Origin of the sequence: Vibrio sp. PID17_43, assembly GCF_002608565.1 — a bacterium.
In the GTDB taxonomy this organism is placed as follows: Bacteria; Pseudomonadota; Gammaproteobacteria; order Enterobacterales; family Vibrionaceae; genus Vibrio.
This window is the reverse complement of sequence record NZ_LIXM01000034.1, coordinates 1-24,782: the sequence shown is the minus strand read 5'-3', so window position 1 is coordinate 24,782 and position 24,782 is coordinate 1. Positions and strand designations below refer to the sequence as shown.

Sequence of the window (24,782 nt, the reverse complement as noted above, 5' to 3'; positions counted from 1 at the left end):
TCGCTGACCAGCAACGATTTGAACTAAGGGGCCGTATTCTCTATGCCTATACGACACTTATTACACATACAAAAATGGGCACCATACTAGGTGCCCATCGTTTACTCATTGACTGCTTGATGAATATTTATTACGTCTTCATCGATATGATTATGCTTCCAAACCAAATCGCCAATGCCATCGGTTGGGTTAAAACCTGTGGGCGCGCTTAGTAGCAATGAACGAATTTTTTCATGGTCCATGCTGTGACAAGCGAGGTCAAGTTCATTGATGAGCGATTCATAATCTGACAACGATAAGTGGACTTCATGTGCGGTCATAATACGCTCATGAGCGGTTTGTTTGACATTATCGCCAATCAGTAACTCTTCATACAGTTTTTCACCCGGGCGAAGCCCTGCAAACTGAATTTCAATGTCACCATAAGGGTTCGTCTCTGCTTTCACCTCTAAACCCGAAAGCTGGATCAGGTTACGTGCTAAATCGGTAATTTTTACGGATTCGCCCATATCCAGTACAAACACGTCCCCCCCTTTACCCATCGCACCCGCTTGAATCACCAGCTGCGCCGCCTCTGGAATGGTCATAAAGTAACGCGTGATATCAGGATGCGTGACCGTTACCGGGCCGCCTGCGGCGATTTGCTTTTTAAATAATGGGATCACAGAGCCGGACGAGCCAAGCACGTTACCAAAGCGCACCATGCAAAAACGGGTACCATTTGCCTTTTCATTCTCTTGCTCAGCCAGAGCCTGTAAGCCAAGCTCCGCCATTCGCTTGGTTGTGCCCATCACATTGGTAGGGCGCACCGCTTTATCGGTAGAAATTAATACAAAGGACTCGACGCCTGCTTTAATGGCCGCCGTCGCCGTATAGTACGTGCCGTAAACGTTGTTACGCACGCCTTCGATAACATTGTATTCCACCAATGGGACGTGCTTGTATGCGGCGGCATGATACACGGTTTGCACTTTAAAGGACGCCATGATGGTTTCTAGACGATGCTGCCTTTGTACCGAGCCTAGCAGCGGAATGATATCGCAGCTCAACCCTTTCTCGGCTTTGAGCTGGTTGAGCTCACGGTCAATTTGATACAAACCGAATTCCGACAATTCAAACAAAATGATCGCCGTTGGGTTTTGCTCCACAATCTGACGACACAGCTCAGAGCCAATCGAGCCGCCCGCGCCCGTCACCATCACCACTTTATCTTTGATGTTGGCCTCAAGCAGCACTTGCTGCGGGGCAACAGGATCTCGCCCTAACAAGTCTTCAATCGCCACATCTTTCAGCTCATCAATTTTTGCCTTACCGGAGACAATGTCGCCCATGTCTGGCACGGATAGGACCTCTACCGGAAGTTGTGCCAATTGGTCGAGAATTGCTTTACGGCGTGAGCGCTTCGCACTTGGCACCGCAAGCAGCACTTGTGAAACGTCATGTTTATCGATGATAGGCATAATGTCGTCAATGGCGATCACCGGCAAACCCAAGATCATGGTGTTGTACAGCGTTGGATCCCCATCAATAAAGGCCCGAACCCGATACTCACCAGAGTTTCGCAGCGCCATGGCCAATTGGCGACCGCCTGAGCCGGCACCGTAAATCACCACATTTTTGCATTGGTGAATGTAACTTTGCGCCACTAATGAACGCACCAAAATACGCGGACCGCCACAAAACAGCGCTAAAAACGCACAGTAAATGATCGGCACCGTACGAGGAATAAAAAATGCATCACTGAGGTAAAAACTGATCGCCGCCATCAACAAGGCAGAGAGGATGGCGCCCGCACTGACCACAAACAAAGCTTGGAAAGTGAGGTAGCGCAGCACAGCACGGTACAACCCTAAACGAGCAAAAATAAACACCGTTGCCAGCGCCACCGCCGCTTGCATGCCCCATATTATAGGAGACGATAGGTACTCGCCGTCCCCCAACCGCACCCAAAGTGCCAGGTGGAAAGCCAAAAAGATCAATAACGCATCAATCAACACACTGACAATGCGTTTGTTGGTGCGCGAGAGTTGCCATAAAAATTGAAGACGTTGCATGACGATAATTCTTATTGAAATTACGATGATTGTTATTGAAAGAGAGAGCCGAGATGATGACATAATAACAAAAACGCGCGGCATCGACCAATCGAAATGGTCCATGCCGCGCGCTTTGCACAAAAGCGCTCAAACCAAGCGTTCGCATAACGAGCCATCGGCTGAGCGACTTAACCCAAGCCGGGATACTATCCGAGCACACCTAGCGTGTCTCAATCTTCAGTTAGCCAAGTATAAACTGACTCAATGGTGAGACAGTGCAAGGATCAAAAGTTTGATCTTGATTGGTTTTGTTGGGATTTTTAGGATCTCCCCAATAGGCGACACTATTTGACCGCGTCACCGGAACCACTGCCAGTGGCCGTCATTAAGATGTATTTAAAGTAATCTTTGAGCGTCAGGCTATCGATCATTTGCTTGTCTGTTTTTGCAAGCAACGCTGGTGTCGACATATCAATATTTTGCACTTGCGCTAAACCCGTAATGCCGGGCAGCACGTCATAAACTCCCATCGCATCGCGTTCAGCAATAAGTTCTTCTTGATTGAATAAATTCGGGCGTGGCCCGACCAAACTCATTTCACCTTTTACCACATTGATCAATTGCGGGAGTTCATCAATCTTAGTTTTACGCAAAAAGCCGCCAAGTTTGGTAATAGACGCATTGCTCGCTAAGTGACTCGCCACAGATTTGGTTTCTACCGACATAGTGCGGAACTTGATCAGTTTAAACGGTTTTTTGTTACGTCCAACACGCTCTTGCACAAAAATCGGAGAGCCCGTATCAAACAAGCCAATGATGGTGACAATGAGTAATACTGGCCATAGAAAAAGCAAACCGAAAAAGGCAGCTAAAAAATCAATTAAACGGATCATGCTTTAACACTACTTTTCTTTGATTGTAGAAAGGCTTCGGCGGTTTGCTTAAAACCCTCTTGTAGGGATTGAGGTGGCACCCAACCTAACGTTTCTTTCGTATGAGAGATATCGACTTGTAAAGAGCCAGTTAATCTATCTACGACATCCGACTTATTGAATACTTTACCAGCTAACTTGTAACACCAAACAGGAACAGGCAACTGCCAAGTTGGTTTACCTAGCGCTTGAGCCATATGATGCACCATTTCATAGGTGGAGACATCATGATCATCTGACACCAAAAAAACTTCATTGGCTGCTTTCGGGTGATCAATACAGGTGATAATTAAATCCACTAAGTTGTCTACTGATACTAAGCTACGTTTGTTGTTTTTAATACACCCAAATGGAAGCGGAATACCTTTTGATACAAGTTTCATTAATGAGGCAAAATTGGCTTTAACGCCTGGACCATAAACTAACGTTGGCCTGATGATAACGATTTCCATACCAACATCTTGGCCGAATATTAGTAATTGCTCTTCAGCTTCAGCTTTAGATGCTCCATAATAATCTTCAGGAGCTCTTTGACTCATAGCTGTAAATGGGGTGCCAACATTTGTTGATTCACCATTCACTTTAATAGAACTTACAAATATAAAACGCTTTACACCAAAGACAGAAGCTTGTCTGGCCAAATCAAGTGTTGCGACTGTATTTACCTTTCGAAATTCCTCCAACGGTTCATCAGATTCGTCCCTCATTACATGCACACGAGCAGCACAGTGAACAACAATATCAACATCACTAAGCGCTTCAAAGTATTCAGGATTATCCACAAGGTCACCTTGGAAGAAACGACAAGCTCGCGATGGTTGACTACGGCCAACTACACTCGTCGTCATAGGTAGTTTTTCTAGCAAGGCCCCCCCTACAAGTCCAGTCCCTCCCGTTAGGAGAACTTTACTGTTAGTGGTCATGCATTTCTCCTCGTGAAAATCTATATATATCTGCTGCCATATTTTCCATGATGGATGCACGGCTAAATTTATTGTTGAATTCGGCCCTTTTAACCGTTTTTAATTCTAAGCTATTAAAAGCATCAAGAGCCATTTTATCGTTGGTAGGATAGAAAATACCTACATTAGATACATTTCGTTCTAAAAATTCAGCTGAATAGCCAGATACTCCCGCTAAAATTGGCTTTCCCATTGCTGCATATTCGAAAATTTTTGATGGTAGAACCTTCTCAAAGGCGGGATAATCATTCAAATGTAAAAACAACACGTCAGAATTGCTATATGCTCGTAACAGCTCTTCCCTTGCAACCGGTTTAAATATCTCGACGTTATCAATATCGGCTACAACTTTTTCTAGTTGAGCCAAGCGTCCTCCTGCACCTATAATCTTTATACGAGCTTTTCCTTCTAACTTTTTAGCAAGACTTGGGACGATACCATGCAAACCTTGTCCTTCACCAATATTCCCAGCATAAAGAACTGTAACCAAATCATCCTTGCATAATGAACTTTCAGAAATAGGATACTTCAAGAAAGTATCATCTATGCCATTTGTAAACCATCGAAATTGAATGTTAGAATAACGCGCTTCAAAATACTCTCGAAATCCTTCTGATACTAGGTTAATGCAGCCTGCGCGGCTAAAAGAATACTTTTCTATCAAAGAAAATATAGGTTTAGTTATTAGTGCTATTCTAGACGGTAAAACATCTTTAATCGTATCAACAAAAATATCTCTTATATCGAGGTATAATGGAATATTTTTTTTTCGGGATATTCTTGCTCCTAGGAAAGCAGTAAATAGCCGAGAAGAAGTGGAGAAAACTGAATCGTATCGCTGATCCTTGATAATACGCAATGCAGCTTTATAGTAGGTAAAGAAAGCTATAATCTGATCGAGCATACCACTATTATGGTTGGGTAATGGAACACGGTGTATAATAACATTGCCACATCGTTCTGATTCTTCAGCATGCGCTGAGAAAGTCGAGTAACGATTTGGCATAGTTGTGATAATCTCAATATCAACGTTTAACTTGGAAAGTTTCTCAATCAAAGCGGAAGAACGAAAAGATCCAGCGCACAAGTCAGGAGTATAATAGAATGTCAAAAATAAAATCTTCATATCATCTCAATTGTTTCGTATTATTAGTAAATCATGTTGGTCGCTAGATAATGTAAATATCAGTTTTTTATTTGGAATACTTTCACCAAACTTTGGATGCCACGTACTTTCAGTAATAAGCACTTTATCATTACAATCTAATGTTAGAGACTCCCCGTTAGGTAAGCGCAGAAGTAAACTGCTACTTTGGACCTCGATTTCAATGTCAGGGTGTAAGTGATAATGGACCTGAGCAGATTGAAATGTGCCGCTAAGTTTGTCAGAAACGACAACCTTATTCGTATCAACATCTATCCTTCGCGTGTGCTGTACCTTTCCAGGTAAACGCTTGTAACCATCGTGGTATGCTTTAACAAAACAGCCATTCTCAGTCAAACCACTATCTAGCAGTTTTGCATACGCTCTCCGAGCTACGCGAAAGCCACTCCAAACTTCCGAAGAGTTTTGATTATCTACTACAACCGTATTATGGGCCGATGTGCCTCGTTGCCTCTGTCGCTCTTTGCTTGTTCCATACAGAGACGTTCCTGAATTTACAAACACACGTTGTTCGCAAACTGACAATTCAAAACTCAATGAATCTGCATGAGCATGACCAGGTAAGTAGTCTGGGCCAATATTTGCGTGATCAAACAAACAAACAAAACCACCTGAGGTCATACGGCTATAGCCACTCTTTCTGTGAATAGTTAAAAAACTGGTATTTTGAGCGCTAGCTAAGCCAAGCTTAAGGGCATAATCAAAAACTTGTGTTGGGGTAGGAGCTATACTAACCGCACTATCATTAAAAAAACTAATCTCACCATCTGGATGAGTCATATTTGTTAACCAAGTCAGGGCGTTGGCAGCTGTAGACTTAAGGGTAGGTAGAACTTCTAAAAGGTGTGTGTTGCCGCTCACTCTAGCCAAATCAAGCAATTCTAATAAGTCCCATAAGACTATGCTGTGATACATTGGTGACAATTCGAAATGTGCACCATCATCTAAAAATTGTTCCGAAATTTCACGTTTTAAAATACGCAAGCCTTCAAGTAAATGGCCTTCACTATAAGGACTTTTTAAGAAGCACCCAACAAATATAAGTGCCTTTGCATTGGCAAAAATATGATTACCTAAAATATGGAACTCTAATTGCTGGGCCAGCGCCTCAGCTTGGATCGATAAACTGTTTAAATGTATCTGATGTGTAATAGGTTTACGACTCAACCATTTAACCCAATTGACGATTCTCAATGACAAAGGATACGGTTCCCATCCATTCCCTATAGCAGGAGGGTTTTCCGCAATCCATCTGTTTATCAATTCAAAGTGAAGCTCTTCTCTCTCAACATGATTGCGAGAATTAAAGTCATCAAAATAGTGTAAGTTGTACAACCAAAGTTTTGAGTGAGAACCATCATTCCAAATTTCAGGACTATTTAAGTTTGCTCTTGCTGAAAGAAAAATAGCAGTTTTATTGTCAAAGATAGTCTGCTCCGATACATTCGGGCCTTTCCAAACCCAATTATAACAAGAGACATTATATGCTGTCGTCTTAAGATTTATTTTTTTAAACCTATACCACAACCGAAAGAAAACCTGCTCCAACTTAAGGTACTTTATTGTGTTAAAGTAAATGAAAAGTTTATTTAACAAAACTTAATTCCCTGACATTCATATGGATATTAATAAAACAAACAAGTACGTTACGATAATGTATAAATAGCAAGTGGGCCAGAATCATAAATCATACCATTATTAATAAAGCATCTTAACCTAGTCCTAGCAACCTCTACATTCCAAATCTTCGACAGTTCGCAACTATAGTTGGCCATTCTTATAATCGATTCCTCGTCTATCGAAGAAATAAAATTCAATGCTTGCGAATAACCATTAAAAATAGCACCGTTATTGTCAAATAAAAATCCTTCTCCTGAACGAACATTTGCTGCCAGTAATAGTGGTAGTTTATAGTGGATGGCTTGATTAATGACAACTCCCCAGCCTTCATATTTAGAGGGCAAAAGAAAAATATCAGCCGAACTATATAGATCATGTAACTTTTCAACACAACAGTAGCCATGTAAATTGACTTTAACATTGGGAGGCAAAAAACTTTTTGCAGCTCTAATACCCCCCATTAATTCACCGTCACCAGCTATATCAATAATCAAGTCCCTTTTCACGTCATCAAGCTTAGTTACAAAATCTAAGATACCTTTACGATCAATTAATTGGCCAACGTATAAAATTCTTAACGTTCTATTTTCTAGATTACTATATTTATCAGAAATTGTGATATGACCAACACTATTATACTCTTCAAAAAAACCGAACTTATAGAAGTTTACATTATTAAAACCTATTGATTTATAGTCTGAATTAGCACCATTTCCGATACACAACACAGATATTTTTTCTTGCTTAGCAAATGCCATTAGAAAGGAAATCAACTTCTTACCTAGACCTTTCTTTTCACTTTTGAATCCTTCAGAACAAATAAAGACCTCTTTTCTAAAAATCACTGCAAAAATAAAATAAAATAGCATGGTAGGGAATGGATTAAATATCCCCCAAAAAATAACATAATCCGACTTCAATACCCGCCTTAAGGCTTTAACAGAAAAAAAACCTAATTTTTTACTTTCGTTAAGCTCCCAATTTTTTCCTTTTCGCCATGATGGCGCTTCTAGAAAGTGATATTTTTTTAAATTCTCTAAACCTTCCAATACAGAAAAAGCATGATAGTTTTCATAGTCACAAAAAGCAGTTCCAACTTTCATTACTTATCCTCAACAACCGAATTAAACATGTTATTCACTAGTTTCTTGATGTCATAATCCCTTAAGTCAATTATCATTTTCGAACTTACGCTATTAATTTTAATCAACTCATTACGTATTGCTTCCTTATTATTATTACATATAAAGAAGCGCTCTTTACATGGAATATCACTGCTAGTGAAATCACCGTCTAAAATCACCAAAACATGATGATTAGATAGCATCAAGTCAAATAACTTTCCCGGAACCTGCCCTCCCTTATCATTCATTAAAACTATTTGAATAGATGCATCAGAAGTTTTCTGATTTAATTCTTCTTGTGAAACCCTACTGTAAAAGGTGGTTTTTTTGTATTCTTTCTTTGGGAGTTCCCCATCCCCATAGATGTTAAGTGAAAAATCGCTAGATTCGATAGCATCCAACAATGGGATAATGTTTCTATACCTTGAGCGATAATCACCTGCGTAAACTATTTTTTTGCTGTTATTAGCCATAACTGGAATATCAACGACATAGTTAGAATTTTCTGAAAACAGACCTCTAGGTAAATAGCTCATTTTTTGAGATGATTTAGGATGAATTTTTTTTTGCCTATCCAAAGTACGACTAGAATTATATATCACATGATCTGAAAACTTCAATAACTTCGACTCTGCTAGCTTGGTTAAATAATTTGTACTTCGTGATATATCGTCAAACCAAGGATCACCCCAGTATTGAATATATTTACCTTTGAAGATTCCTTTATGCTTAGAAATAAACCTAGATGTTGCTATGTGTATACCTTTAGGGTCTGAACTGGATATAATCACATCATAATTATCAAGACGTAACTCTGGAAAACTTGAAAGCTCTACCAATGAGAGTTTATCTGGTACAACTGATTTTACTAATTTTGCAATCATACTCTTCAGATAAAATAATTTATTTTGACACCTTTTATTCTGACTCTTTTGTGAATAGCCTAAATTCAACGTAAAAATATTGTTAATTTCCACTGGCAAACTGAACTCTTCTCGAGAGTTTGAATACTGCCTTAACTCATATAAATCAACAGTACCAATAGAAAGTAAACCATAAATAAGATTTCTATTTCTTATTGCAGCAGATGTATTTGAATAGGTTAACTCGCTCGTCACAAATAAAATACGCATATAAAACCAGATAGTTACATTGAAAGTAAAATGAAAAATAAATAGCTAATTAGAAACATTTCCATTATAACAGTTTGTAAATTTAGTTAAGAGATACACTGTTAGTATATAGAACAAGCTTTCAGAAAGAAAGCTTGAACTAAGCATTAATTTTGTAAAAACTAGAACAAAAAAATTAGCTATAATTACAAATTCGAAGTAATTTAATTGATTAATACTCTGCCTAAGCATAATCAGCGGCAGTAGTAAAAAGTAAGCCATAATAATAAAAGGTGATAATAATCCAGTTGACACTATCACTTCCAAAAAGAAATTATGTGGACTAGTGTAGCTCGTTACCTCACTGTAGTGTGAAACTCCAAATGGATATAGATTCCCTGATTCAATTAATTGAATCGCCTCTATGAAAATTAAATCTCGCCCCGATGAAGCACTGGCAATCCCAACTTCATACATCTGCTTTAGTTTATATAACGGTGCTGGGTAGTAACCAAAATCATTAAATAGGGAAATGATATCATCCACAACAAATTTCAAACCAAATATCAAAAACAACATAAGACTTAAAAGGGCAAATATTAGGAAAGACTTAAAAATCAATTTGTATCTATTTGATGAGAATAAATTTACAAAAACCAAAGAAAAAGCAACAATTAACCCACCTCGGTTCCCGAACATAAATATACTCACAAGAGCCAATAATCCGAATATAAAAACAAACATTCGCTTTATAAGGCTACTATCTTTATCATGGAAAAATGACAGATTAAATAGCAAAAAACACATACACATATTATTACCAAAGATCATATAGTTACTGATGCCGTTGTAAACAAATGGTAATGTTGCTAATGTGGATAAGAACGCTAAAAAACCAATTTTGAATGAATGTTTAACTAAAGCATTAAAGTTATTTACTCTACTAAAGAGATAACAATTTATTAATCCTAAGGTTATGAAATCATAAAGGTAATCATTAAATCTTTCACCATAAGCATTAAACAGTGACCAGAGAAAAAGTATTGAAATAATACTAATAAATAGAGCCATAGACTTAATTGACTCTCTTCGCACCAAGAATCTTGAATTTACTAGGCTAGTAGATAATATTAAAAAACTAAATGATAACCAAAAAACACCACTACCAAAGAGTAGAGTAATAGGAAGCAAAACTGTAGGAGCGGTCAAGTGTACTAAAAATAAGCACTCATCAATATTTTTTTTCATGGAAATCAACTAGTCCGCAAAATTTTAATATCATTATAAAGGGTATAATTAACACGTAAGTTTCATGCACACCCACGGAAAAATGGTTGTGACTCAAATCAGTTGAATCACCAGTAGAACTCCCACTCGATAAACGTCCCTATAACTTTGTCATGCATCTCTCCTGATTTTGAAAAACTGATCGTTTTACGAACGAGGCTCTTAAATCTTGAACGTAATGTTAGGTAGGTTCGCTCAATTCGCTGAGTGAATCACAGATACCTTCCCAGGTATCAAAACCGGATAGCACACCACAGATCGTCAACAAAATAATGTCTGACAATTTGTGTTCTACCTTAGCGGCTTGACGGTAATCTTTTATCACTTCGAAATGCATAAATGGGTTCGTTATTGTCGTCATAATCTGGCTCCGTTTAAGTACAGAACCATTAAAAATCACTCAAAATGATCTACAAATTGATCTTAAATGAGTTTCCAATGTTGTGATGAATGTAGAAGAAATGGCTTGTAAATTAGAAGATACTAATTTGACGAAAGCCCTTTAAAAATGGGCACTTTCATGCGATTGCCCTGCTCTGCGTTTACCATCCGTGCCATGCTTTTTGACTTTCCACTCACCTTCACCATAAACCTTGAGACCTGTAGCATCGATAGCGAGGTGTCGAATCGGTCCTTTTGTTTTCGTTTTAAAACTCACATCAACGTCTTTGGCTCGGCGGCTGATACAACTGTAATGTGGGCATTTCAGTGGGAGTTGAGCAAGTCGAAACACAGAATCAATAAAGCCTTGTGAAGCGCGAAGGGGCATTGAAAAAATACGCTTTACCATTAAAGCGGTTGTGATGGCTAAATCACTGAAAACACGAGGTCTCCCGCGCCTGTTCTGCTTGATTTGGTTCCACTCACTTATTGCTTCGTCATCAATCCAAAACGTTAGAGAGCCGCGGTTGACTAGAGCTTGATTGTATTGTTTCCAGTTGTTGGTTTTGTAACGTGGTTTTGGCATGAGGCTACAGACTTGAGTGCATGTAGCCGATCAGATCGCTGGCTATTGGTTTAGTTCCATCGATTTACGCAACAAAGCCGCGGGGACCCTGTATAAACACATCTATTTCATAATAATTTTCCTAATCTTATACAGTTTATATAAAGATGTGGAATTTAAAATTTTCAAATAACTATCAAATGTCAATTCACTTTCAGATGAAACCATTATTAATTTCTTGGCTACATTTTCAGAATAGTGATTTGTTTCGCAAAAAACCTTACTATTTAACACTATATTCTTTCTAATTTTGGGTGTTTTAGCATCATCAATAATTAAATCGATACTCCTACCCTTTTCAAGATATACATGAGTAGAGCAATTATCTGATAAATCTTGAGTTATACATCCTTCATCATGTCCATCATATATATAACGATACACATAATTGTTAGGTAACTTTCTATTTGACAAGTCTAGAGATACGGTAAATAAACCATTGATAGCAAATTCTACAGCCACGCTTGCCATACCAAAATGAATTAATCCATCATTTGTTGTTCTTATTATCTCCTCCATGTCAACCCCTTCATAGTATTGACAGCTATTTTTAAAGTTAACGTATATCTTATCACTTGTATTTTGTCTAATTATTGAATCAAATAATTTAGAGTCATCTGTAAAAATCTTAAACTTTAATGCACAATTAACTCTAAATAAATCTTCTATTACTTTCAGAAATGGCATTACTTTCCAATCACAAGCCCTAGCAACATACACAACGTATTCAGATTCATTACCTGTAGTATATGAAGGATTATATGATTTTCTACTCTTTACAACAGGTATATTAACAAGTGGAACATGAACATTTAGATTATTTCTTAACCATAATTGTGCCTCAACATCTACAACACACAGCGCTTTTTTATCAATAATACTTTTAAAGAATTTTTTACGACTAGAGCTACTCAAAAATGGTATATCACCATATCTTGTTGAGAAAAGCTTTGGTATATTAGGGTACAATAAATCATAGAAAAGTATTTTCCCCTCTATCTTTTCATATACGCTAAAATTTATATAGTCACTATTAAATAACACCCAGACATCGTCTTTATCTACATCGATTAAAGACAAGTCACCTATACTTTCACATTCATCAAAAGAAATTATTTCAATACAATTGTTAGGTTTCTTTTCAAAATATCCATAACAATAACCAGAACTATAATCAATTATTTTTACAGAATAATTTAAATTTGAAAGAGATTTTGCAAAGCTAACAACAAGGCGCTGGGCACCACCAATTTTTTTATTTTTAGTTGGATAAAAGAAAATAAAGGCCATATTTAATTTGCTTATAAAATTTACAAATGTGTTAGAAAATGAATGCTCATTTTTTGAGGTGTAACTATCAGCAGTTTTTAAAAAACCTTCTCCTCATGAGAATAAACATACTAATGAAGTAAATACCGTAATTGGCCGCAAACGCATAACTAACACCAACTAATCCAAAGTTATCGACATAAAAAACAGATAGTAAAACAAAAAGCATAGAGAAAAATATTTCCGTAATTATAAACTCTCTAGTCATTGTTTTAGCTAACATTAGATAAGCTAACAACCATGACATTATTTTAAGGAAATCACCAACCAACTGCCATTTAAATAGCTCGAGCATTGGTCGGAAATCCTCAGTGAATAAAATATACAGAACTATTTCTTTCATTGTATATACGGTAAAAGTTAAAGCCAATATTATAGGAGTGATAACCTTGTAACCTTTTAATAACTCCAACTTTAGTTCTTTTATATCTGATATTTCAGAAAGTCTTGGTAGGTAATATGTACTAAGAGCTGTAGTGATGACCATAAGGTACATAGTAGAAATGTACATCATTGCCTGCCAGTATCCTGCATCATCCCATGACAATGTTTCACCTATATAATTTCTGATCATCATTTGTGACAAAGGAACAACAGATGCGGACACTAGAGTCATTATGGAGTAAAGTGCTAATTTTTTACTTACTTTTGAGTTGAATGGAGCCCTAAAATTAATTAATTTTACAACTTTATGATTTCTTAACTTCCATAATATAATAAAAAAGATAAATGATTGATTAGTAACTAAAGCTATAAGAGCACCATCAAGATGAAAGAAGTATACAAGAGCTGTCGTAAAAATAAGGCTATATATACTTTGCGTTATATTAATAGAGATATAAGTTGATATTTCCTTCATACCATTAATAATGGAGAGTAATAATTGGTTCGTTGAATATAGAATCAAAGTAAAGCTAAATACCACGAATACATAGCTATATTCTTCTGAGCCAAATACTATCTTACCAAAATAGTCAGCACCAATAAAAATAGCAGCGCTTACAGATAGTGAAAGCACAATCGTGATCTTGATTGCAGTGCTCCATAGTTTCACTATCGTATTTTCATTTTGTCTAAACTCTGCCGTATATTTAGTTACACCAGAGTTTATTCCCCCTTGTGATATTGATCTAATTATACCTTGTGCATTCTGAAATTGACCAATAACCGCTAACCCTGCCGGGCCTATAAATAACGCAATTGCTTTATTTATTACAAGACCAGCAATAAGCTTTATCGCTGTTGCGATAAAGCTTAATAGAGATGTTTTTGCTAAATTCAATTACCAAATACCTTTTGTATCTACAACTATACCATCTATATTCGTGCGCCCTTTAAACTCAAGATGATCAACTAGTAAAACTTTTATATCAGCCTGATTAAGTGCTAAATCTAATTCGACAAGTTTAATACTATTTAAGGGCTTAGGAAGTTCATTAATGTTCGGCTCAACAGCAAAAACATCTCCTCCATGCATTTCTGCAATCTTTTGAGTAATCTCTAGTGCAGGGCTTTCTCGTAAGTCATCTATATCAGGTTTAAACGCTAACCCAAAGCATGCAATTTTTACATCCTTTACAGTTTTTTCCTTATGTAACTGCAGAAATTCAGCTACTGCTAATTTAACTTTTTTAATTACCCAATCTGGCTTACTATCATTAACTATACGTGCGGTATGAATTATCTTTGCATCGTTTGGAGTTCTGGAAACAATAAACCACGGATCTACGGCAATACAATGGCCACCTACACCAGGCCCTGGCTGTAAAATATTAACTCTTGGGTGTCGATTAGCTAACTCAATAAGCTCCCATACATTTATATCTAGCTTGTCACAAATTACAGATAACTCGTTGGCAAATGCAATTTGAACATCCCGACAGCTATTCTCCGTTAATTTTGCCATTTCCGCCGTACGTGCATTTGTTACAACACAGTCACCCTCTACAAACGTTTTATAAAGCTCTACGGAGCGTTCAGCGCATCGTTTTGACAGACCTCCAATCACTCGATCATTTTCTACAAGTTCACGGACCACATGCCCGGGCAACACTCGCTCAGGACAATGCGCCACATTTATATCTGCATTTTCTGTATGTGTTTGTGGGAACGTTAGATCAGGGCGCATATCTGCTAGCCATGCAGCCATTTGCTCAGTCGCACCAACAGGGGAGGTAGACTCAAGAATAACCAGATCTCCCTTTTTCAACACTGGTGCAATGGCCTTGCTTGCTGCTTTTATATAAGACAAATCTGGTGCAGGAACCTCTCCCTTCTTACAAGGTAAAAATGGTGTGGGCACTGCCACCAAAAAAGCGTCAGCTGGCTCTGGTCTTGTTGTCGCTTTTAAATAACCCTCGGTTACAGCAGCATGCACTATCATATCGAGCTCAGGTTCAACGATATGTATCTGGCCTTTGTTAATGGTATCCACAGCGTGTTGATTAATATCGACACCAATCACTCTTTTTTTTCTTGATGCAAACATCGCTGCAGTTGGCAAACCAATATATCCAAGGCCAATAACTGAAACTGTTTCAATTGACATAAAGCATCCACTATTTAATTTAATAATTTATCGATAATTCTTTGGCAAGCTTTGCCATCACCGTAGGGGTTATGAGCCACGGAAATCGCATGAACATCCCCGTCATTCAAAGGCTCCGAGAACCTTGCTTAAGTAGTTTACATCCATCGCACACTTCATTCGTTTGCGTTGAATGCCTCCCTTAAAGCTCGTTTCTTGCTTTAAAAGGTTCAAACACGCCTGCCTGATCCTTGAAAAAGCCTCTGCGCGATCATCGACTCGAATGCGACATGCATCCTCTCTGAAAGTAACATCAAGTTGCCAGTGCATCGACTCAATTCCCCAGTGAGAACGCGTTGCATCATGCAACTCTTTCGCACTGAGTTTCTTCGAGCTGATGTAGAAGCGAACCGACATATCTTGCTCTGTCGCATGCTCTTCTGTTTTACGCATGTTGACCATGATGCCGACACTTTTCAGGTTTGGCCATTCAAGCTCTAAATCGCCTAAAAATGACAACTCATTTGTCACTAATGCACAGCGTGTTTCCTCACGACCATGCCCTTTTTCTTGGCTCGCATAGCTGTCTCCCTCTGCAAATCCCTGCAACATCGAAGGGCGATAAAACTCACCTATCGCTTTCTCTAACGAGCCTTGGTTTCCCTTTACAGCAAGTAAGTAATCGGCATTTTTATCGACTATCTTTTGGGCGATTTTTCTCTGACAACCCATGGCATCAATCGTCACTAAGCAACCAGAAATATTTAGCAATTCCAACAACTTCGGTATTTCTGTGATTTCATTCGTTTTATCATCAACTTTCGATTGTCCAAGACAAAGCCCTTGCGCGGTTGCAAATGCGTTGACCATATGAATTGCAGAGCGTTCTTCAGATTTGTTATAAGAACCACGAACGGTTTTACCATCGATTGCAACCACTTCACCATCTGTGATTTGATGACAATCTTTCATCCAGTTGATGAATGCTCTTTGCATCGCTGACGGGTTCACCATGCCCATACGCGAGCGATGGTATCTGACGACGGAATGCCATTCTCAAAATCACCCAATGACTTAAGAAAATCGGTTCGGCTTTCACCAAAATCACAGATACCTTCCCAGGTATCAAAACCGGATAGCACACCACAGATCGTCAACAAAATAATGTCTGACAATTTGTGTTCTACCTTAGCGGCTTGACGGTAATCTTTTATCACTTCGAAATGCATAAATCGGTTCGTTATTATCGTCATAATCTGGCTCCGTTTAAGTACAGAACCATTAAAAAACACTCAAAATGATCTACAAATTGATCCTTAATGAGTTTCCAATGTTGTGATGAATGTTAAAGAAATAGCTTCTAAATTAGAAGATACTAATTTGACGAAAGCCCTTTAAAAATGGGCACCTTCATGCGATTTCCCTGGCACCTTCATGCGATTTCCCTGCGCTTCTGACCGATACTCTTTATAACAGCCACTTGCAGGTGGTTTAAAGCCGACTTCCGACAGCAGACTTTGAAGGGCCTACCTTCATCTCTTCTTAAGCTTACGCTCAAATGGTTAACTTTAAGTTAACCTCTGTGCTCCACGGCACACTCATGCGATTTCCCTGTTTATTACTTGCCCCAACATCGCCATGCCTGTGGGGCCAGTATAAATTGCTACCACTTTCGCAATAACAAATCACATTGCCATTTTAACTAGGGTTCATAAACCCGTCAGCGCTGTGACTTTGAGTAATCGCTTCACGCCTTGAACTCATTAACCAGTTGAATGACTTGAGTTACTGCTTCATTATCCATTGTTGGGTCCAGTGGCAATGAGATCACTTGTTGATGGATGACTTCAGTAATTGGCTTTGATAAATGGTTCAATTCACGATAAGCCGTTTGCTTATGCGGTGGTATTGGATAATGAACCAGTGTTTGAACATCATTTTGAGAAAGCCAATTTTGCAGCGCTTCGCGTTGCTCACAACGAACAACAAATAGATGCCACACATGCTCTGCTTCATTTTCAACTTTAGGCAAGATGACTAATGGGTTATTGATTTCAGCTCTATAGCGCTTAGCAATTTCCTGGCGACGTAAAGTTTCAGCGTCCAGATGATGAAGCTTTACCCGCAGCATTGCAGCTTGAATTTCATCTAGCCTAGAGTTCACTCCTTGATATTTATTTTCATATTTTTTGTGGGAGCCATAATTTCTTAATGCAACAAGTGCTTGATATAATGTATCGTCATTGGTTGTAATAGCACCCGCATCACCTAACGCACCAAGGTTTTTGCCAGGATAGAAACTAAAACCAGCAGCATCCCCCCAATTACCCGCTTTCTTACCACCAGTCATTGCACCATGTGCTTGAGCACAATCTTCCAATACTAGTAAATTGTACTCTTTTGCGATTTGCATAATTTCTGACATTGGTGAAATCAGTCCATATAGATGAACGGGCAAAACGGCTTTTGTTCTTGGGGTGATTGCAGCCTCAATACCCTCTTTCGTTAGGTTGTAAGTCTCAATATCTGGCTCAACTAACACAGGCACTAACTCGTTTTCTGTGATGGCTAGAATGCTTGCGATGTAAGTATTTGCAGGAACGATAACTTCATCACCCTTTGAAAGCTTGCCTAATTCTTTCCAAGCCCGCAAAACTAAGATGAGTGCATCTAAACCATTAGCCACACCAATAGCATGTTTAGTTTCGCAATATTCAGCAAACTTAGACTCAAATTGTTCTAGTTCGTTGCCCATAATGTACCAACCGGAATCGATTACTCGTGCACAGGCTTCTTTCAGTTCATGTTGGTATTGTTGGTTAATACTTTTTAGGTCTAAAAATGGAATCATTTATTTAATTACTCTTGAAAACTTCTTCTTCATATCAGCTACTGACTCTTTACTAATTTCGTAATAGTAATGCTCGAGATCTTCACTAGTTTGTTTTGCGCCAAACTTCAGATGGAAATCAATAACCTTGATATTCTCCTTTACGACTTCGAAGTGACTTTTACTAAAGCCTAAGTGTTCAAACCCGTACTCATATACTAATAAGGCTGATTCTACAGCTGCATATCGGGTTTTGTCCTCATTAAGAATCCAACTTCCCCAACAAAATGAATCATCTTTTAAGTCATAAATCCTTACTGTTCCACACGGTGTTCCATCATTACGCTCAATTACAAAATAAAATTCATCTTTATTCCTTTCTTTTTCTTTATAACGTTTTATCCATTCTCTCTGGATATCAACATCAGAGCTAACATTAGATAGGTATTTGTTATATTTATCGTCAGTTCTGAGTGATACAATAAAACTTGCATCCGACTCTTCGACCAAGCGTAATTGAACAGTTTTAGCTACCAGCATTTACTTCCCTCAAGAAATCTGAATAATCTCGAATATAGTCACTTTCGTCATAAGCATCACTAGCAAGAACCATCAATACACAGTTCTCTGAAAAATTGCTCATTTCATGCCATTGCATAATATTTATGACCAATCCTTTTGTTGGCGAGGCTAGTGTGACGGTTTGTTTTGACTGACCATCATCCATCAAAATATCACACTGTCCATTAATACAAACCGCCACTTGGACCAATTCTCGATGCGCATGAAAACCTCTTGGCAAGTCTGGTTGTAATCCATATAGGTAATAAACTCGCTTGATATCAAAAGGAATATTACGATTACCTTCTAACGCAACAAGATTGCCACGATGATCCCCAATTTCTTTAAAATCAATCCACTGAATTAAGCTCATTTACTCTTCCACCAATTCTAGTAAGTAACGGCCATACTCATTTTTTGCTAAAGCTAAACCTGCATTTTTTAACTGCTCATTGGTCAACCAACCATTACGCCATGCGATCTCTTCCAGACACGCAACTTTCAAGCCTTGAACATTCTCAATGGTCTGAACAAATGAAGATGCTTCATGCAGGCTTTCGTGCGTCCCTGTATCTAACCAAGCAAAACCACGGCCAAGTAGCTCGACATTAAGGTTGCCTTGTTCGAGGTACATTTGATTCAGAGTAGATATTTCTAATTCCCCTCGCTCTGATGGTCTCACTTGTTTTGCCAACTTAACAACTTGATTGTCATAAAAATACAAACCTGTAATCGCGTAGTTAGACTTAGGCGCTATCGGTTTTTCTTCAATCGAGATTGCATGCATATCAGCATCAAATTCTACTACGCCAAAACGCTCTGGATCTTTGACTTGATAACCAAATACGGTGGCGCCTTGGTTCATATTCGCGGCTTGCTGTAATATTGGTGTGAATCCCTGCCCATAGAAAATATTATCTCCAAGTACTAAACAAACCGAATCGTCACCAATGAATTCTTCACCAATAATAAACGCTTGTGCTAGGCCATCTGGGCTAGGTTGAATGGCATACTCCAACTCAATACCAAAATCAGATCCATCACCTAACAAACGTTGGAAGCTATCTTGGTCTTCAGGCGTCGTAATGATGAGGATCTCTCGAATACCCGCTAGCATAAGTACCGACAGCGGGTAGTAGATCATTGGCTTATCGTAAACGGGCAATAACTGCTTCGATACGCCTCGTGTGATCGGGTAGAGACGAGTGCCTGAACCACCAGCAAGAATAATACCTTTCATTATTCACCTGCTCCGAGTCTTTCTAAACTGTATGAACCATCCAAAACACGTTGCCACCATTGTTGGTTGTTTAAATACCATTCAACCGTTTTTCGAATACCACTTTCAAACGTTTCTTCTGGCGTCCAGTTAAGCTCTTGAGCAATCTTTGTTGCATCAATGGCATAGCGAACATCATGACCAGGCCTGTCTTTCACGTAGGTAATCAAAGATTCGTATGAGTTGACACCTGCAGGTTTGTTTGGTCGAAACTCTTCAAGTAACGAACAGATTGTTTTCACTACGTCAATGTTCGCTTTTTCGTTGTGGCCACCAATGTTGTAAGTTTCACCGATTTCACCCTCAGTCACGACTTTATAAAGCGCGCGGGCATGATCTTCAACGAACAACCAATCTCGGATTTGCATACCATCGCCATAAACAGGCAACGGTTTGCCATCTAACGCGTTAAGAATCATCAGAGGGATTAACTTCTCTGGGAAATGGTAAGGCCCGTAGTTATTAGAACAATTGGTAACAACGGTTGGTAATCCGTAAGTTCGCTGCCAAGCTCGAACTAAATGATCGCTAGATGCTTTTGAAGCGGAATAAGGGCTGCTTGGTGCATAGGATGTCGTTTCAGTAAAGAGATCATCCGTACCCTCTAAATCTCCGTAGACCTCGTCTGTCGAAATATGATGGAAACGAAAAGCAGATTTACCGACCTCATCCAGTGTTAACCAGTATTGGCGAGCCGCTTCTAATAAGTGATAGGTACCCATCACATTGGTTTCAATAAAAGCGGCTGGGCCATCAATCGAGCGATCAACGTGCGATTCAGCAGCCAAATGCATGACAGCATCAGGTTTATGCTCAGCAAAAACGCGATCTAGCTCGTTGCGATCACAGATGTCAACGTGTTCGAAGCGGTAGCGACTGTGGCTCGATACCTCAATTAATGACTCTAAGTTACCAGCGTAAGTCAACTTGTCTAAGTTAATAACGGTATCTTGTGTATCACGAATGATGTGCCTAATGACTGCAGAGCCAATAAAGCCAGCACCGCCTGTTATTAGTATTTTCACAACCAAATTCCCTTTGTATCGACAATAAATTGAGAATGGAGCGAAACTTCTTTGAACTCTTTATGGTCTACTAGCAACACGTGGATATCTGCTTCTTTTGCAGCCGATTCAAAGCTCGATAACTTTAAGTTCTGAACCTGGTTCGGTAGATTTTCGATATTTGGCTCTATTGCAATTACGTTACCCGCATGCATTTGCGCAATTTTTTTCGTGATGCTCATAGCAGGACTTTCACGTAGGTCATCAATATCAGGTTTAAATGCAAGACCATAACAAGCAACTGTTACTTCTTTTATCATTTTTTCTGGGTTTGCTTGTAGAAAGTCGGCAATCGCCATTTTAACTTTATTAATTACCCATTCTGGTTTTGTATCATTTACTTTACGAGCAGTATGAATAATCTGAGCTTCTTCCGGCGTTTTTGAAACGATAAACCAAGGATCGACAGCGATACAATGTCCTCCAACCCCGGGGCCTGGTTGGAGAATATTCACGCGTGGGTGGCGATTTGCTAGTGCAATCAACTCCCACACATTGATGTCTAGCTTATCGCAGATGATAGATAGCTCATTGGCAAAAGCAATTTGTACATCTCGAGAACTGTTCTCAGTTAGTTTTGCCATTTCTGCTGTACGGGCGTTCGTGATCACACACTCACCTTTCACAAACGTCTTGTATAACTCAACAGAACGTTCAGAACAACGTGTAGACATACCACCAATCACACGATCATTTTCCACCAACTCACGTACAACGTGACCAGGCAGTACACGCTCAGGGCAGTGTGCGACGTTAACATCGGCGGCCTCACCGTGTGTTAGTGGAAAGGTTAGGTCAGATCGAGCTTCAGCAAGCCAAGCTGCCATTTGCTCTGTGGCACCCACTGGAGAGGTTGACTCCAGGATCACTAAGTCACCTTTTTTAAGAACTGGTGCAATGGCTTTACTTGCAGCTTCAATGTAAGACAAGTCAGGAGCTGGTATTTCACCATCTTCACAAGGTAAAAACGGAGTCGGCACTGCGATCAGGAACGCATCCGCCGGCTCAGGTGTTTTCACGGCTTTCAGGTAACCTTCTGTTACCGCCGCACTCACTATCATGTCCAATTCTGGCTCTACAATGTGAATTTTACCCTGATTAATAGTATCCACTGCATGTTGGTTGACATCCACACCAATCACTTTTTTCTTGCGCGACGCAAACATCGCCGCAGTAGGCAAGCCAATGTAACCCAAGCCAATTACTGAAATTGTTTCAAAAGACATAATATTAATACCACTATTTAATTTACTAATTTGTTCAAGATTCGTTGACAAGCTTTACCATCACCGTATGGGTTATGAGCGAAGCTCATTTCCTGGTATGCATTTTCATCGGTAAGAAGGACATGTAGATTTGATACAATCATATCGATATCTGTCCCTACAAGCTTCACAGTACCTGCTGCTACGGCTTCTGGCCTCTCTGTTGTGTCACGCATGACAAGTACAGGCTTACCTAAAGAAGGAGCTTCTTCTTGAATGCCACCGGAATCCGTCAAAATAATATTTGCACGAGTCATTAAGTACACAAATGGCAGGTATTGCTGCGGTTCAATCAAGTGCACGTTGTCCACATCTGCAAGAATGCGATTGACTGGCTCGCGGACATTTGGATTCAAATGCATTGGATACAAAATTTGCGCTTCAGGATGCTGTTTTGCGGTGATAGCCAACGCTTCACAAATTCGCTCAAACCCGCCGCCAAAACTTTCACGGCGATGACCCGTCACTAGAATGAGTTTCTTGCTGTCATCTAAGAATGGGAATTGAGAGGCTAGTGCTGCATTCAAATCACTATCTGACTCGATCTTATCCTTCACCATTAGCAAAGCATCGATCACGGTATTACCCGTTACAAAAATATCGTCTGGATTGAAATTTTCACGTAGTAGATTTTCTTTGGAAGTATCTGTAGGAGCAAAGTGGTATTTGGTAAGAACGCCAGTCAGTCGGCGGTTTGCCTCTTCTGGCCAAGGCGAGTAGATATTGCCAGTACGAAGGCCTGCTTCGACATGTCCCACTTCAATTTGCTCATAGTAAGCAGCCAAGCTTGCCGCAAATGTGGTAGCGGTATCACCATGCACAAGAATTACATCTGGCTTAAACTCTTGCAGTACTGGTTTGAGCTCTAGTAAAATTCGAGCGGTGATATCATTAAGTGTCTGACCTGGTTGCATGAGGTTGAGATCATAGTCAGGTGTAATCTCAAAAAGTTCCAACACTTGGTCAAGCATTTCACGGTGCTGGGCAGTTACGCAGCACTTCGCTTCGAATCTATCGTCCGCTGACAATGCATGAACAAGCGGTGCCATTTTGATGGCTTCTGGACGTGTGCCAAACACCGTCAGGACTTTCTTTTTTGACATTTTCTAGCCTAATCTTTAATTACAAATTTGTCTTGTTCGTGAGATTTCTCACTTCACCATCTCAGACTTTTTCACCGCCTGAGACACTTTTCATTCAAAATGAGACAGCCTCATTTCACTATCTCATTGTAATTGATTGATTTCCCCTATCTAACCAAACCGGCCCCAATAGGTAACGCAAAGCCTAGGTTCTAGGTCCTAGGTCCTCTGCTTCTTCTTTTCGAAACGCAAAACGCACCAGTACAATCGCGACACCCAACATGCCACCAAGCAATGTGCCTAACACACAAATCAGTGCGCGTTTCGGCCCATCTTTAAGCTCCGGTACCACTGCTGGGTCAACGACTTTGAAGATAAACTCTTCTTGTACTTCAGCCAGCATCAGGCTCTTAGTTTGCTCTTCGATCAGTTTGTAGAACGTGCTTTGCATATCAGCCACAGCTGTCTTTTGTAGCTGCGTATTTAGGTAAGCTAGGTTTTGGGATGTTTCTGCGATTGTGCGCTCACGCATTACTTTATTGATGTCTTCAATTAACCAATTAACCCATTGCTGAGCAACATAAGGAGAGTAATGCTTAACTGAAACCGTGTATAAGCCGCTCTCTTTATCCTGACTAATGCTCAAGACCTCTTTATTAAACACTTCAATCGCTTCTTGCGCCGTAGGGGTTGCACCACGAAGGCCTTTAGCCTCACGCAGCCATTCACCGGTAGTTGGGTTATATAGCTCTTCATCTAAGATGAGTTTGTTGTTTGCTAAATCCCAGTCTTTGGCTGCCATTAAAGGCACAAGTAAATCATGTTTATTGATGAATGCTTCCACAAACTGGCGCGATTTCATCACTTGCACAGCTAAATCGGTTTGCGAGGATTCTCCGCCACCAAGGTTGACGCCCGCTAGTGCCGCTAAACCGCCAAGTTGACCTGCCATTTTTGAAAGGCCGCCGCCACCGGAGCTTTCTGCAGGCGCAAGCAGCGCGTCCGATTTGTAGATATTCGGCAAGCTAAGTGCGTATAAGACTGCGCCAACTGCAAAAACAAATGTGGTCGCGATGATGATCCACTTACCTTTCCACAGTGCACCAAACAGTTCGCGCAAGTCGATTTCGTCGTCCGCAGGTTGTTGGGCGTGCGGTGGATACGGTAGGTAATGTTGTGGGTGTTCTTTTTGTGGTTCCATTGATGTTTTAGGTCCTGGGATCCTAGGGGCTAGGATCGAAAAAAATGATTACGGATTACGGATTACGGATTACGGATTACGGATTACGGATTACGGATTACGGAATGTTATTGGTACTACAAGTCATGTAAATCGTTTCTACATTTTGTACTTTGCAATCGCGATCTGCATTTTCTATTTAGCTGATTGCTCGCTGAAAGTAGATTCCTAGTCTCACTTTGCTCGCTGGAATGACGTGTAAGTGCCCGTATTCAGTAAGCGAAACGTTCTGTATTCTGCTTCTGGGAAAGGGCGATATTCGTCATTCTGAACAGTGAGGAACGAACGTGATTCAGAATCTACTGATCGAGCTTGATAGCACTAAGGTGATAAACTGAAATTAAACAGTGCGCTGATAATA

Annotated in this window: 20 protein-coding genes and 4 pseudogenes; 1 reads left to right on the top strand and 23 read right to left on the bottom strand. The window is 39.6% G+C overall.

Annotated elements, in window-relative coordinates:
• Positions 1-101: 101 nt before the first annotated feature.
• The gene (locus AK965_RS18855; RefSeq protein ID WP_099081054.1) at positions 102-2,054 is read right to left on the bottom strand and encodes a nucleoside-diphosphate sugar epimerase/dehydratase; all 1,953 of its coding nucleotides are present in this window, start codon (positions 2,052-2,054) and stop codon (positions 102-104) included.
• Here AK965_RS18855 and AK965_RS18850 point away from each other — a divergent pair.
• The gene (locus tag AK965_RS18850; protein WP_099081053.1) at positions 2,053-2,307 is read left to right on the top strand and encodes a hypothetical protein; all 255 of its coding nucleotides are present in this window, start codon (positions 2,053-2,055) and stop codon (positions 2,305-2,307) included. The genes AK965_RS18855 and AK965_RS18850 overlap by 2 nt on opposite strands.
• A gap of 73 nt (positions 2,308-2,380) precedes the next feature.
• On the opposite strand, the gene AK965_RS18845 is transcribed toward AK965_RS18850, so the two are convergent.
• From AK965_RS18845 to AK965_RS18735, 22 genes and pseudogenes are all read right to left on the bottom strand, one after another.
• Complete coding sequence (locus AK965_RS18845; RefSeq protein ID WP_099081052.1) at positions 2,381-2,929, bottom strand: sugar transferase; 549 nt, start codon at positions 2,927-2,929, stop codon at positions 2,381-2,383.
• The gene (locus AK965_RS18840; protein WP_099081051.1) at positions 2,926-3,891 is read right to left on the bottom strand and encodes an SDR family oxidoreductase; all 966 of its coding nucleotides are present in this window, start codon (positions 3,889-3,891) and stop codon (positions 2,926-2,928) included. The genes AK965_RS18845 and AK965_RS18840 overlap by 4 nt, the downstream gene beginning before the upstream one ends.
• Positions 3,881-5,056 (bottom strand): glycosyltransferase family 4 protein, encoded by a 1,176-nt coding sequence (locus AK965_RS18835; RefSeq protein ID WP_099081050.1) that lies wholly within the window; start codon positions 5,054-5,056, stop codon positions 3,881-3,883. Before AK965_RS18835 ends, AK965_RS18840 begins: the two co-directional genes overlap by 11 nt.
• A gap of 6 nt (positions 5,057-5,062) precedes the next feature.
• Entirely contained in the window at positions 5,063-6,691 is a 1,629-nt protein-coding gene (locus tag AK965_RS18830) for a heparinase II/III family protein (RefSeq protein ID WP_099081049.1), read from the bottom strand.
• A 50-nt stretch (positions 6,692-6,741) separates the two neighbouring features.
• Positions 6,742-7,818: a glycosyltransferase family 4 protein gene (locus AK965_RS18825; protein ID WP_099081048.1), complete on the bottom strand. Its 1,077-nt coding sequence runs from the start codon at positions 7,816-7,818 to the stop codon at positions 6,742-6,744.
• Positions 7,818-8,972: a glycosyltransferase family 4 protein gene (locus tag AK965_RS18820; RefSeq protein ID WP_143699961.1), complete on the bottom strand. Its 1,155-nt coding sequence runs from the start codon at positions 8,970-8,972 to the stop codon at positions 7,818-7,820. Before AK965_RS18820 ends, AK965_RS18825 begins: the two co-directional genes overlap by 1 nt.
• A gap of 45 nt (positions 8,973-9,017) precedes the next feature.
• Entirely contained in the window at positions 9,018-10,199 is a 1,182-nt protein-coding gene (locus AK965_RS18815; RefSeq protein ID WP_143699959.1) for a hypothetical protein, read from the bottom strand.
• Positions 10,200-10,306: 107 nt separating this feature from the next.
• Positions 10,307-10,450: pseudogene (locus AK965_RS18810) on the bottom strand (IS1 family transposase); the annotation flags it as partial.
• 5 nt (positions 10,451-10,455) lie between these two features.
• A pseudogene (locus tag AK965_RS18805) lies at positions 10,456-10,599 on the bottom strand (transposase family protein); the annotation flags it as partial.
• Between the two features lie 174 nt (positions 10,600-10,773).
• Positions 10,774-11,205, bottom strand: a pseudogene (locus tag AK965_RS18800) (IS5 family transposase); the annotation flags it as partial.
• Positions 11,206-11,307: 102 nt separating this feature from the next.
• Positions 11,308-12,534: a hypothetical protein gene (locus AK965_RS18795; protein ID WP_099081045.1), complete on the bottom strand. Its 1,227-nt coding sequence runs from the start codon at positions 12,532-12,534 to the stop codon at positions 11,308-11,310.
• A 67-nt stretch (positions 12,535-12,601) separates the two neighbouring features.
• Complete coding sequence (locus AK965_RS18790; protein ID WP_099081044.1) at positions 12,602-13,855, bottom strand: O-antigen translocase; 1,254 nt, start codon at positions 13,853-13,855, stop codon at positions 12,602-12,604.
• Entirely contained in the window at positions 13,856-15,121 is a 1,266-nt protein-coding gene (wecC, locus tag AK965_RS18785; protein WP_099081043.1) for a UDP-N-acetyl-D-mannosamine dehydrogenase, read from the bottom strand. It abuts the gene before it with no gap.
• Between the two features lie 102 nt (positions 15,122-15,223).
• Positions 15,224-16,353: pseudogene (locus tag AK965_RS18780) on the bottom strand (ISAs1 family transposase).
• Positions 16,354-16,847: 494 nt separating this feature from the next.
• Positions 16,848-17,951 carry a DegT/DnrJ/EryC1/StrS aminotransferase family protein gene (locus AK965_RS18770; protein ID WP_099081042.1) on the bottom strand — a complete coding sequence of 368 codons (1,104 nt, stop codon included), beginning with the start codon at positions 17,949-17,951 and terminating at the stop codon, positions 16,848-16,850.
• Positions 17,952-18,470: a GNAT family N-acetyltransferase gene (locus AK965_RS18765; RefSeq protein ID WP_099081041.1), complete on the bottom strand. Its 519-nt coding sequence runs from the start codon at positions 18,468-18,470 to the stop codon at positions 17,952-17,954.
• Positions 18,457-18,864: an FdtA/QdtA family cupin domain-containing protein gene (locus tag AK965_RS18760; protein ID WP_099081040.1), complete on the bottom strand. Its 408-nt coding sequence runs from the start codon at positions 18,862-18,864 to the stop codon at positions 18,457-18,459. The genes AK965_RS18765 and AK965_RS18760 overlap by 14 nt, the downstream gene beginning before the upstream one ends.
• The gene (rfbA, locus tag AK965_RS18755) at positions 18,865-19,731 is read right to left on the bottom strand and encodes a glucose-1-phosphate thymidylyltransferase RfbA (protein ID WP_099081039.1); all 867 of its coding nucleotides are present in this window, start codon (positions 19,729-19,731) and stop codon (positions 18,865-18,867) included. It abuts the gene before it with no gap.
• Positions 19,731-20,795, bottom strand: a complete 1,065-nt coding sequence (gene rfbB, locus AK965_RS18750; protein WP_099081038.1) for a dTDP-glucose 4,6-dehydratase — start codon at positions 20,793-20,795, stop codon at positions 19,731-19,733. Before rfbB ends, rfbA begins: the two co-directional genes overlap by 1 nt.
• Complete coding sequence (wecC, locus tag AK965_RS18745) at positions 20,792-22,060, bottom strand: UDP-N-acetyl-D-mannosamine dehydrogenase (RefSeq protein WP_099081037.1); 1,269 nt, start codon at positions 22,058-22,060, stop codon at positions 20,792-20,794. Before wecC (AK965_RS18745) ends, rfbB begins: the two co-directional genes overlap by 4 nt.
• Positions 22,061-22,077: 17 nt before the next feature.
• Entirely contained in the window at positions 22,078-23,202 is a 1,125-nt protein-coding gene (wecB, locus tag AK965_RS18740) for a non-hydrolyzing UDP-N-acetylglucosamine 2-epimerase (RefSeq protein WP_099081036.1), read from the bottom strand.
• A 184-nt stretch (positions 23,203-23,386) separates the two neighbouring features.
• The gene (locus AK965_RS18735; RefSeq protein WP_099081035.1) at positions 23,387-24,382 is read right to left on the bottom strand and encodes a Wzz/FepE/Etk N-terminal domain-containing protein; all 996 of its coding nucleotides are present in this window, start codon (positions 24,380-24,382) and stop codon (positions 23,387-23,389) included.
• Positions 24,383-24,782 lie beyond the last annotated feature (400 nt).